13 protein-coding genes are annotated in these 12,322 nt (G+C 35.6%); 2 read left to right on the top strand and 11 right to left on the bottom strand.

Annotated features, from left to right (window positions below; all coding sequences use genetic code 11):
- A partial coding sequence (gene tnpA / locus BM088_RS26085; protein WP_143085165.1) for an IS200/IS605 family transposase occupies positions 1 to 272 on the bottom strand: 272 nt, incomplete at its 3' end.
- A 245-nt stretch (positions 273 to 517) separates the two neighbouring features.
- Here tnpA and BM088_RS26090 point away from each other — a divergent pair.
- On the top strand, positions 518 to 1,357 hold the full coding sequence (locus BM088_RS26090) for a hypothetical protein (protein WP_091991758.1): 840 nt from the start codon (positions 518 to 520) through the stop codon (positions 1,355 to 1,357).
- A 15-nt stretch (positions 1,358 to 1,372) separates the two neighbouring features.
- Positions 1,373 to 1,597: a hypothetical protein gene (locus BM088_RS26095; protein WP_091991760.1), complete on the top strand. Its 225-nt coding sequence runs from the start codon at positions 1,373 to 1,375 to the stop codon at positions 1,595 to 1,597.
- A 90-nt stretch (positions 1,598 to 1,687) separates the two neighbouring features.
- On the opposite strand, the gene BM088_RS26100 is transcribed toward BM088_RS26095, so the two are convergent.
- From BM088_RS26100 to BM088_RS26145, 10 genes are all read right to left on the bottom strand, one after another.
- Positions 1,688 to 2,404, bottom strand: coding sequence for an FRG domain-containing protein (locus BM088_RS26100; RefSeq protein WP_091991762.1), 717 nt, complete (start codon positions 2,402 to 2,404; stop codon positions 1,688 to 1,690).
- 252 nt (positions 2,405 to 2,656) lie between these two features.
- Entirely contained in the window at positions 2,657 to 3,628 is a 972-nt protein-coding gene (locus tag BM088_RS26105; RefSeq protein ID WP_091991764.1) for a contractile injection system protein, VgrG/Pvc8 family, read from the bottom strand.
- A 1-nt stretch (position 3,629) separates the two neighbouring features.
- Positions 3,630 to 3,752: a tail protein X gene (locus BM088_RS28190; RefSeq protein ID WP_091991766.1), complete on the bottom strand. Its 123-nt coding sequence runs from the start codon at positions 3,750 to 3,752 to the stop codon at positions 3,630 to 3,632.
- 670 nt (positions 3,753 to 4,422) lie between these two features.
- Positions 4,423 to 4,872, bottom strand: a complete 450-nt coding sequence (locus BM088_RS26115) for a hypothetical protein (RefSeq protein ID WP_091991769.1) — start codon at positions 4,870 to 4,872, stop codon at positions 4,423 to 4,425.
- Positions 4,873 to 5,197: 325 nt separating this feature from the next.
- On the bottom strand, positions 5,198 to 5,785 hold the full coding sequence (locus tag BM088_RS26120; RefSeq protein ID WP_091991770.1) for a hypothetical protein: 588 nt from the start codon (positions 5,783 to 5,785) through the stop codon (positions 5,198 to 5,200).
- 421 nt (positions 5,786 to 6,206) lie between these two features.
- A complete protein-coding gene (locus tag BM088_RS26125) occupies positions 6,207 to 6,464 on the bottom strand; it encodes a hypothetical protein (protein WP_091991772.1) in 258 nt (85 codons plus the stop codon).
- Positions 6,464 to 7,552: an NHL repeat-containing protein gene (locus BM088_RS26130; RefSeq protein WP_091991774.1), complete on the bottom strand. Its 1,089-nt coding sequence runs from the start codon at positions 7,550 to 7,552 to the stop codon at positions 6,464 to 6,466. The genes BM088_RS26125 and BM088_RS26130 overlap by 1 nt, the downstream gene beginning before the upstream one ends.
- Positions 7,553 to 7,557: 5 nt before the next feature.
- Positions 7,558 to 9,456, bottom strand: a complete 1,899-nt coding sequence (locus BM088_RS26135) for a hypothetical protein (protein WP_091991776.1) — start codon at positions 9,454 to 9,456, stop codon at positions 7,558 to 7,560.
- A gap of 19 nt (positions 9,457 to 9,475) precedes the next feature.
- Positions 9,476 to 11,959 carry a hypothetical protein gene (locus BM088_RS26140; protein WP_091991778.1) on the bottom strand — a complete coding sequence of 828 codons (2,484 nt, stop codon included), beginning with the start codon at positions 11,957 to 11,959 and terminating at the stop codon, positions 9,476 to 9,478.
- 61 nt (positions 11,960 to 12,020) lie between these two features.
- Positions 12,021 to 12,322: transposase (locus BM088_RS26145; RefSeq protein WP_143085166.1), on the bottom strand; the 302-nt coding region annotated here is incomplete at its 5' end.

Below are 12,322 nucleotides of genomic sequence, written 5' to 3' on the forward strand. Positions count from 1 at the left end.
AATTTGAAAAACTCTCTGGCTGAAATACTTTTTATCACCTGCATGATTTGACTAGGTGACATTTTTGGTTCACTTCTTACGACCATATGAATATGATCTTCTGGTATTTCTAATTCGACTATATCTATGTCGTAATCGTAACCAATTTTTTGAATTATAACTTTCATCGCTTCACGATAAGGATCAGAAAAAACTTTGTGTCGATACTTAGGTATCCACACAAAGTGATACATTAATCTAAAAACATGATGAGAATTTCTTTGAAGTTCCATGTAGTGGATACTACAGACTGAGGCAAGCTCAGTCTACACTATCCAGCACGGGGGCAAGCCCCCGAGATTTTCGCTACGCTCTGTTAAATTCCAATTACTTTTATTCTAAGTTTATTTAGCGACTAACACCTTTACAGGAGATTAGTTGAAATTTTTATTTAAATACTGATCCTATGGTTTACATTTATACCTTATTGAGGTACATTCTGCATCCCTAATTTTTATAACTAAATGGAATTTAATAGATGAATAAGGTTTTTGTATTTTTAATTTTTAACTTTTTGTTTTTCAGCATGGAATCAAATGCAGTTGGATCAAATGTTAAAAGTATATGTGAGTCATGTGATAGTCTTTTCTCTTTTCAAAGAGAAGCCGACAGGTTGACAAAAAGACAATTAGGTACACATAAAGTACTAATTGTTAGTTTGAATAATGAAAAATCATATAATTTCGTGCTTGAAAGAACATCTTTTAATAACGGTGAATTTTGGGAGTTTGTTGTAAAAACAAGACAGATTGCTGTTCCTCCAGAAGATAAGAATAAAATTGATAATGCCATAACAGCTAAACAAGATGCTATCCAAGCTATAGCAAGTAATCCTCATACGGTTCCTGTAGAGTTAGCCGATGGTGTTTGGGATCTTGTTGGTAGGGGATGGAAGCAAACAGCTGTTGGAGATAATTATCTTACGACACAAGGTGTAGGATCTAAAATTTATAATTATTTGACACTGGCGGGTGCTGTAACAGGAAAAATTTCATCTTCAGTAGAGCTAGGTGTAACTCTTTATTTCTCTAATGGTTCTAAAGCTTTTTTTAAAATATCAGGAGTTGATAATAATGGAAATGTTCAATTATCCTTCAGAGATGGGAAAGATGCTGAAGGGAATAATGTAAAAGATAGCAAAACTACTTTTTATCAAGGTCAGTATAATTTTTCTAAAAATGGATTGAAAGACTTTATAGATGCAGCTAAAAGATATGGTATTAATATTACCCAAGGTGGTTCGCCTGCTGGTTCAGGAACCGGTAGTATTTCGTGTGATAATGCTAACGTTAATTGCCAAGTTTTAATTCAACATTAATTTAAGGAGGTTTATATGACTATTGATGTCGAAATATTTGCAAAATTTATAATTGTTTTAGCAGTTATAAATACACTGATAACTTTAAGAGCCGCTAAAAAAGCGGAAGCTGATAATTTGTGGGTAGTTGCGTTTATAGCGATACCACTTAATTTATTTATTTATCCTGCTGGCTGGTTTTACACATTCTTATGGTGCCGTAGGTTGTATAAGAAAAATTTACTCGATAAACAATCATAATATCTTAAGTTGAAAATAATTTATATTAAAGGTTACTAAATAAAGTAGCCTTTTTTATAATTAATCCCGTTTAATCCCGTTTAATCCCGTTTAATCCCGTTTACATATAGGTGTCAGCTGGGGAAATAAACTCTGTTCCGTAATATCAAATCTATTTAGTTGCCTCATAATTTCTTGCTTTCTAGCGCTTGGGATTTTAAATATGCCACCACCACTCCATATTTTTTGCGAAAACCCCTTGGTTAAGATAAAAGCTGCATGTTGTGCAACGATACGAGCATTTGGCCAATTAGGTCGATAAAACAAACAAGTATCATCTTTTGGATTAAAACCTTCTATAACACCTGATTGTATTAGGGTATCAAGACGGTGGCTTTGTTCACTTCGGGAAATATCTATATAACTTTCAGTAAAAAAGAATATATATCCGTCTTCTCCTGGGTTGCTCGAAGCAGCGAAATAGAACGCTATTAATGGATTTAACGTAACATCTAACAATCTGGTTTTTACACCATAATGCTGAGAAAGAGCAATAAACGGCAATGAAAGGGCATGATGTTCAGAATGCAAACTATCAAACATTACATCTCTATTTTCCCCCTGGTTGTATTTCCGATAGAAGGTTTCGTATCTATGGAATTCTCGTGCAGGTTGACCATCTCTAAATATGCTTGGGCATAAGAAATGGTCGTGCTTTTTTGATTCCCCTCTAAATATTAGAACCCCACTCGTGGGCCACTTTTCCTCAATTAATAAAAATAGGTCGGAGATATTTTTAACTTCATCTGGATTCACTGGAAATGCCATAATTCACCTAACGAGCCTGTAGAATTTATCAAAAGGCTAAAAATTAATATAAAAGTAAATTCCTGTATCTCGCTCTAAGCTTAAAACTATACTTACCGAGTGCATTTGGAACTATGATTTTTATGTATTTAAAAAGTTAAATTATATAAAAATAAGCCTTTAATTTATTTTAAAGCCCAATGTCTTTTATTCTAAATTCTTTCGAAGGCTCACAATTGATTGGAAATGTGAAAGACATCAATTCAAAGTTTCTTACTTCGGTACTTCAAATTCTAAAAATGATGATAGGCCATTGTTATTTAATTTAAACTCAACTCTCGTAATTGTCCATTGACCTGATACGCCAGCTCTAAAGTTTTTTAGTGTTGCTTTACCTTCAGCCATTGCATCTAAGTTAGCAATTGGCAGTGATACACTTCCAAATGCTTGACCTCGTTTTAACGCCTCTAGTTTTGCGATTGCTGCTGTTTGTGCTGCACTTTCATCAGGGTATATATGTCTTAGTGTGAATGCGGGCTTATCATCACCCATTGTCACTGAAACACGCTCACCTGTATTTGTATCATGCCAGCGTGCAACAGTACTTTGGTATTTACCTCTATCAGCCATTGTGACTTGCCAATTTGTCGTGTGTGATTTGTCTATTGTGATAGCTGAGAGTGTTTGGCCTGTAGCGGCTTTGGCATCGCCTTTAGTGACAAAAAGCATATAACCATTGGCAGGTTTTGCGACTGCACCATGCTCTTTTGCTAATCGTGTTAAGAGGTGTAAATCTGACTCATTGGTTTGATCTAAATGTTTAATTTGAACGGCTGCCAGCTCTTGCGATATGCCAGGCTGTAAATTGTGCTCACCTGCAATTGATTGGACGATATCACCCAGTGTTATTTGGTTCCATGAACGGCTTTTTTTAACTTTTAGACTTGTGCGCATGTCAGCTGCTTTACAGCTTATTTTCATCGTATCAGGGGAGCCAGAACATACAATTTCATCAACCGTATATAATCCCATTTTTGTAAGGGTTGTTTCTTTATAACCTAAGTAAATCTCAAGCTTTGCACCTTTTTCTGGTATCTCTAATACATTGTCTCGGTCATCTAAAATAATGCTAGCAGTATCAGCCTGTATACCTGCTTCATCTGTAATTGTGAGTGATATTAAACGGCCTTGGATTGTTTGAGTAATGTCGGTGTTATTGGCAAGTACTCTAAATATTGGGTTCATATTAGCCCCATAATTTCACGGTTGTTTTTATTTTGGTTGCTTGGGTTAAAGTGGGTAGTTCAATTAAAGTGCCAGCGCTGAAAATTGGGGGGAGCTCTGACAGTTCTGGGTTTGCCTGTAACACAGCTTCTTAACACAATCACAATATCCAATGTATTTTATTCTAAATTCTAAGGACCATAATTGACAGTAAGATGTTTAAACCAGATTTAAACGGTGTTTAAACATCGTTTAAAGATTTTAAAATGATCGGTTTTAATCTAATTTTAAACGTCGAATGAACAAAAATGAGTGTAAAATGGGTCAGAATGAACAAATTATTCTAAATTCCAATGTCCGAAGTAATTTTTTAAAGATGTCGTTTAAACACGAGAAAGCCAGTAAAAGTAGGGCGTCCAGAACTTTCAAATCTAAAATCCTATCCTTTGTTTAATTCTAGAAATGAACACCCCCTGTAAGCCGCCGAAAGAATTTAGAATAAAATACATTGGATTTTAGAATGAAATAAAGACTTATTTTTTAAACAATTTAACTTTACTAGTTTAAACATTGTTTAAATGATGTTTTGCCCACCTTCAAAACAACCACACAGTTATTCCAAATGAACATGAAATATGAGGTAACTTAACATAATAAATTATAAAATTTTATTTAATAGAAGAAACCACCAACTCTTAATAGAAGAAACCACCAACTCTAAATTTAAATGACTTCTTTCTCAAATTTATTGGTGGCTTACATAAATATAATAAGCTCTATTTCTGGATCATTTAAGAAGAAAAAACTAAAAGTAGTTATTCATCCTGATTGAGTGCCTTCTGATTTTTTGACTTGCATTTTCTTCTAAAAGGACTGTCAGAATAAATATATTCACCATAAGGCAACCCAATATCATCCATCATTGCACGATAAAGCCTATTTAATTCTCTGTTTGAATCTCCTTTATCTGTTATAGCATCATTAAACCCTACTATTGCGTCGATTACATCTTCAGACTTTGAAAATATTATAGAAGCTTTATTGAGGCCATTAAAAAATAGCCTTTCAGCTGTCTCTCCATGGCAGAGTACAGGATCTAATAATACATATCTATTTGCATAAATCTCAGATAATGTTTTGATTTTTTCTTGTCTGATTTGAAAATTTGTTAATTGATAATTTGAAATCACAACAGCTATTATTCCTGAAATAGCTGCTGCCCCCAGTGGAACCCACAGTTTATTAACTTGTTCACGAATATCCATATTTCTCCTAGAAAACTACCGAATGGTATGACCCCAACTAATTAGAAATTGTGCCACATTAAAAGTGTGGACATTAAATTAAGGGTGAACCCATATGTTTTTAACCAAAGCTGTTTGCATTGATTATCCCAAATTATTTTTTAGTATCCTCGTTGCTAATGAAGATGACAAGTGTCAATTACGAAAACTACAAAATAACAACGTATTTGAAAAAATTGCTTAGCTATTTAAGTAATGTTTAAACTAGTAAAGTTAAATTGTTTAAAAAATAAGGCTTTAGTCTATTCTAAAACCCAGTGTCTTTTATTCTATACTCTTTCAGTAGCTAATCGTTAGCCTCTGTCCATTTTTCAAATGTATTGCGTTGCGAGTCGTAAAGTGCTCTTTGATATCTACTTGTATTTGATTGGTATAAAACATGCCTTATCTCAGTGTAAGGATTAAATACATGTTTTCTTGTAGTCGTTTCACCCATTGATTTCTTATACTTCTCAATATATTCGAAGTTTTCATCAATCATTGATTTAAATTCCTTTGGAGTAATATCACCATAACTTAAGATTTCAGCTACAAATCCATCGACTTTATATGAATGAAATTCATAACCGTCAAATAAATCATCCGCAATAGCTAAGAACGAAAATACATTAAGAACTTCACTCTCAGAGGGGGTTGCCGTTTTTACTTTTTCTTTATTCTCTTCTAATTTGGATTGATACTTTAATGCAAATTTTTTAATAGACTCTTCACGATCTTTAACACGCCCTGTAAGAGCTGAAATATCGAAATCTTCAGCAAGAATTGACTTAATGATGCTAATGAAAGCATCTTTAGCAGATTCTATCGTTTCAAGTTTCTCGTTGTAAAACTCTCTAAAAATGTTTTTTTCTAAGCCGAAATCCAGTGATGCCATGAATACTCCTTTGTGAACTTAACTGCTTAATACTATGAATTCAGGGCATGTAATTTGTTAACTTCAATAAGTTAAAGATAATCCCTAATAATTTAAAAAGTTTATCACTAAAATATTTTAGGTACAATTTCTGGTGTAAGATGAAAGTATAAATTAAGACAATCAATAATTATTTTTCACGATATGCACTTTAACTTATAGGTTTTATTAAGTAAAAACAGTCAATTATCATTTCATGGTCACTTAATCGCGTAATATATTAAGTAAATACTGTAGATTTAATTGCAACTGTATACATGAACAGTGTCGGTGGCTAGTTTATTTGTCATGTTAACAACCATTTGATAATAGCTGTATGGTTATTTTAAAGTTCGGTTAAACATCATTTAAATACCTTTTAAACGATGTTTAAATAAATTCTTCACCAAGTGAAATTTTGAAACTCTTCGTCTGTTTCTAATTGTTCAATATCAAGCTCAGCTTTATTGCTAGCATCACGTATTGCTTGTCTTTCGTCTAAAACAGCGTCAAGTGAATATAATTCTGGCTGTTCTGTTGCGCGTTCTTTTTTCCAGTTCAACGCCTCTATTCTTACACGGGCCTCTATTTTTACTGCTTTAATTAAATCACTTTTTGTTAGTGCTGGTTCGTGTTTAAAAATCTTATGTTCTATCAACATTATTTAATCCTTACGTAAATCGGGAAAATATCATAAGCAAGTTTTTCTAATGGCTGCCCTACTGATTCTAGTTCTTTGTTTGTATACATTAAAACGGGGGTGCTTATTTGCAACACATAATAATTATTATTGAGTATTGTAACCCCTCTTAAATTCGTAGCGCCTGAAAAATAAGCTACAGCGCCATGATAAGTTCCATTTAATGGATTCCATGAGTGAATTGCATTTGTTCCTGAATTACATAACGCAATACGATCATTGCTTTCATCATAAGCAATGCCTTGTGGTGTGCTTATTTGAGTCACGCTAAAGTTAAAATTTTGATATGTTCCAGATGAATTATATTTGTATACTCTCTTATCCTCGCCCAACAACCAAAGATGTCCGCCGCCCCACGCCAACCCCCTATAATTTGATGCTTGAGCGGATACGGAAAAACTAACGTTTGCATATGTAAAATCACTGGTGTATTTAAAAACTCCTTTAGCGGAATGTAAGACCACCCAAAAATGTGTACCATCCCACGTAATACCAATCGGTCCAGTACCGTGCGTTAGTGGATATGTAGCAACTGGAGCACCACCGAGCGTATATTTACGTATTTTTGACCCTATATAATCACACACATAAATATGTGTTCCATCATTTGCCATGCAAAAGGCGCTGTTTGATGTTAAACCGCTCAAATTTCTAGGGGGTGTCACTCCGGCAACTCTAATCGCGTCAGGATATTTATCAACCTCAGTATTAGTTATCCCCGACTTTAAAAGCACTTCACCCGTAGGTAATGTTATAAGATTATCGCCGTTTTGCATGGGTATAACACCATTTACAGGGATACTTAAACCACCACCGACCGCACTTGATTCAATAGACGCTTTATTAACAAATAACAAATCTTTGTCAGTAGATGAACTAGTCAGCCCATTTTCAAAAACTTGTATTCTTGTATCAATTGCAGAAATATCGACGCTTGTACCGTCACAGGCTTTTTTCAAAAACAGTAAATCTTTTAATGTTTGAGTACCATCAAGCGCCGCAATTTTTGCTGTCAGTTTTGATTTTAAATTTGTAATATCAATAGCCATAATTTTTATAATCCTATGAGCGCGAGCGCTTCAATGTCATCTATTTTGTTTGCCAGCGAATCTACAGTCTCTTGCGTTGCCACCGTTTTGTCTTTGAGTTTTAAACCTTCAGGAAAGTTTACAATGCCATTTTGATGACTTCGAAACAGGGTTTTTATACTTGATGAAAGAGAAATGTCATTATTATTCCCTGTGCCAGTGCCGTGATATGTTAGACGATATGAATTTCCTGTCGAAATTCCCATAAATAAACTGATGTCATGCTCTGTTACAGGAAAAGCTTCTAAACGTAAAATATCGCCGTTACTATTTTTTCTAATGATGCCTGTGCCATCAGTGGGCAAAGCGCCAATTACGGCGGGGGTAAGGTTTCCTTCGTGATAAACTTCTTTATCTTCAAGCGCAAAAATTTTACCTCTAAATTGCCAGTCATTACCCGCATGAAAGTTTCTAGCTGTCCAGTGGTTAACGCTATTACTTCTCCTGAATAATGTTATTTGGTCAACTCCCGCACCTGTAGTGCTTGGGTTATTATCTCCGTTGTACTCAATGCCGCCACCATATTCTGCGCTTTGCCCAACGAAAATTTGACCTGTTCCTTGATCATCTCCTAGTAATTCAATCTTAGACATACCACTGTCATTTGATTTTATGGTCAGTGTTGTATTCTCGCCATTATCTATCGTGACATTATTGCTAATTGTTCCGCCATCTAAGGCACTAAAATAATAACTTGGAAGTTGGCCGTTAAGCCTTAAAGAATCAGGCGCTGTGCCAGAGGCTAAAGACACCGTTTTATTTTTGTAATGCTTTGCTGAATACTCAGAAGTCCCTGGTATAAAAATATCTTCAGGATGATTCGCATATTGTTGGGCGAGAGTTTTTGCAGCTTGAGCTTGTGTATTTTCTGTTGCTGTTTTTGTTTCGCTAGCTTTACTATTGGTTTCACTGTTTTTGGCTTTACCTTCACTTAATGATGCTGCTGTTTCACTGGCTTTAGCATTAGTTGCACTTAATGCTGAGGCGCTCTTATTTTCAAGTGATGCAAGTTCACTGTTCTTAGCATTGGTTTCACTGGTTTTTGCGTTAATTTCACTCGTTGATGCTGCTGTTTCACTAGCTTTAGAGTTGGTTTCACTTAGCTTAGATGCATCTTTATTTTCAATTGATGCCAGTTCACTGTTTTTAGCATTGGTTTCACTGGTTTTTGCGTTAATTTCACTCGTTGATGATGCTGTTTCACTCGCTTTTGAATTTGTTGCACTTAACGCTGAGGCGTTCTTATTTTCAAGTGATGCAAGCTCACTTGCTTTACTATTGATTTCACTGGCTTTGGCTTTAGTTTCACTTAATGATGCCGATGTTTCACTATTGTGTGCATTTGTTTCACTTAGCGCTGATGCGTTCTTATGAGTTGAAGATGCTGTTTCACTATTCTTAGCATTAGCCTCACTTAAAGCTGATGCGTTTTTATGAGAAAGGGCATTAGCTTCACTTTCTTTTGCATTTGTTTCACTAATTTTTGCTTTATCAGCGTTTGATAATGAATCAATCGCAGCTTGCATCATCAGTGGGTATTTTGTTTGAATATCAGCGTAATTTAAACCAAACGTAGTGTACTTATTTTCAAAGTCTGTGATAGCAGGCGTAATAGCAGTCACCCGAGCTTCTATACTTGTTACAGTACTGCTAACATCAGTCATTTGACTCAAAGCCGTACTTGTTGCCAGAGCAATTTTATTAATTTCAAATGGGGTGACTAAAGCAGTTTTTACCCCGTTGATATTCGTGACTTCAAAAGTCGGTGTTATTGCAGCAAACCAGCCTGTCATATCTCTTTCGCGATTGTGCCACTTGGTTTGTAGTGCCGTCATACCTTGCACTAAACCTGTTAAATCGGACATTTTATCTCCTTAAAATACTTTACGAACACAAATAAATAACGGCTATTTGTTTAACTTGTGTTTCATAGTCAAACTCAACAGATTCACGTGAACGTGCGACTGTATAACCATGAACTATATCGTTATCTTGTAACTGCGCTTTGCCTTTAATACTGCTCGCACACAGCAATTCACCCGCTTCAATATCACCACCTAAACCACATACATTTAATAATCCCTCTCCAATACCATTGGCATAGGCCATGTAATAATTGAGTAAATTATTCTGAGCCCAAACTTGTGTCACATCAGTATCTTTAATATCTGAAGTAATAGAGATTTCACGCCAAGCCGCTAAGGCTCCTAGCACGTTTCTTTGTTGATATGTTTGTGAAAATTCACCTTCGAATAAAGCATTATTAATGTCAGAGCGTGATATCAACTTTGTTTCAACCACTAAATCACCAATTTTACTGTTCAAGCATTCAGTCATGGGCAGGCACACGGAATGCTTGCCAGTGAAAGGGGCGACACCACCTGTAATAAAGGCACTACCTGATACATAAAGGGCATTGCCGTATGTATTGCCAGATAAAGCAGTTTCCTTAATGTGCAATGTACCAAGCTGTGTTTTACCCTGGTCGGCGATGAAATCAGCATTGTAAATATTGAATTGTGGTTTGGCAGACCAAGCATGAAAGCTCGCATAAGTGCTGCTGTTAATTCGGTATACTTGATAGTTAGGTCTAACAGTAATGTATGATTTAGAATTGGCCGCAATAAAGACGCCATCAGAAAAGTTACCATCACTAAACACTGACGGGATACCGACATTTAATTGTGTACTACCAAGGCTTGCTTCAAGACCTTTGTTAAAATAGCCTCGACCTTTAAATGTATATGAACCGATGTTTAAATCGTAATACACTGCAGCATTGCCACTACTATCAAGCCAACGCATCACACCTGCAGAAATATCTATGCTTGAAGTGGTCGAGCTGCCATTAATACTAATACCCGTGACACGATTATTAACATCAACACCAAAGAAAGCCCTAGCTGATAAATTACCTAAAGAATCAGCGTGTGATTGCAGTGTTAAACTTGCTTTTGCAACGCCGCTTTCATTAGATGTTACTTTTGCAGTAAGGTCTGTTAAAGCTGTTGCTGAGCCATCAGCTTTAGTTTCAACTTTACTCATTCTGCCCGTTAAAGCGCTAACACCCGCATCAGTATTATTTGCCTGTTGTTGCACACTTGAAATAGCCTGTGTATTACCTAAGTTATCGGATTTCACTTGATTCACTTGCGTATATACCGCACTAAATCTGCCATCGACATCAGCTTTTAAAGTTTGAGTTGATGCCGCAATCGCAGCATTAGCCGTTGTTTTAGTGAAATAATTCAGCGCTAGCGATGCTTGGTTATTATCAACAATCGTTTTTAAGCTTTGAGTAGATGAAGCAATGGCTGATGTTGTTGTGCTCTTGGTATAGTAATTCTGCTCAAGTGACGCTTGATTGTTATCAACAATTGTTTTTAAACTAAATGTTGAAGCAGCAATCGCAGAATCGGCTGTAGATTTGGTATAAAAATTTTGATTTAAATATGCCTGGTTGTTATCAACAATGGCTTTCAAACTTTGAGAAGATGATGAGATTGCTGAGTTGGTATCTGTTTTTGTGAAGTAGTTTTGAACTAAGCTTGATTGGTTGTTATCAACTTTGCTTTCAAGGGTATTTGTTTTGAGTGTTAAGGCTTCATTTTCATTCGCAACAGTGAGCGCTAAATCTGTAATATTGGCTTGTGATTGCTCTGTTGTTTCTTCAAGCTCTAACGTTTTTACAATGCTAAATTCAAACTCATTTTCAGCTGCCTCAATTGAATTAAAAACACCTAATGCTAAGCCCTCTAAATCATCATTCACCAAGGCTAAACTGTCTGTTAGCTCAGTTAAATCAACACCCAAACCTGTCGATGAAAAGCTTTGCATTAGTGTGCTGTCTTTATAGTTTGCACGTACAAGTAAGGAAGGAGAGTTATCACCTAATAGCTCTAATGTAATTTCATCTGTCTTTAAATCGTTTTCACTTACAACTACAGATAATGCGATATTTCCAGTGGTGTCATCAAGCGTGACATTAAAGCTTTTACGAGCAAGCAATGCCTCTTGATTTTTAAAGGTAACTGAAACGCTATTTGTTAAAAGAGCAGGTTGCCAAGTATCAGCAGACTTAACCCAATTTGGAGATTGCGCAAGTGTATATTCACCATTTGTATTGGTTGGTTTATCTAACTCTAATTCATCAAAAACTTGCTGGGCGTTTCGCGTTGTCACTGTAATGTTTTTATATTCAGAATAACCAACAGAGTTTACGGTTCTGCAGGCAAACTGATATGCAGTTTCTTGTTTTAAACCTGCCTTTACAAAGATACTGCTTTTTATGGGGGTTGCTGCAATTGGGCTTGAGACTGGCCCTAAAAACAACCATTCAAATGTACTGCCAATACCAATATTATTCACATGAGCAGATAATGAAATACTGTCATAGCTAATTGATTCAATACTAGGGGCTGTTGATCTTTCACATTGGCAGCCAAATCATTGCACACGCCAGTGCTAGCATACTTTCAAACTGTAACTTTAATTTATCATATCTTGTAGCTATAGCACGGAAGTGTTTCAGTCTTGCAAATGCATTTTCAACTAAGTGCCTATATTTATATAAGCACCAATCTATATCTCCATTACCCGTTTTTGAGTTCTGCTTTCTGGGGATCACAGGGCTTGAATTTCTCTCTCGAACTTTATTTCTAATCGCTTCACTATCATAGCCTTTATCCGCGATAACAAAATCACCTTGAGGCAATAATTCAATCAACTCAT

The organism is Pseudoalteromonas denitrificans DSM 6059 (assembly GCF_900112265.1).
Taxonomy (GTDB): domain Bacteria; phylum Pseudomonadota; class Gammaproteobacteria; order Enterobacterales; family Alteromonadaceae; genus Pseudoalteromonas; species Pseudoalteromonas denitrificans.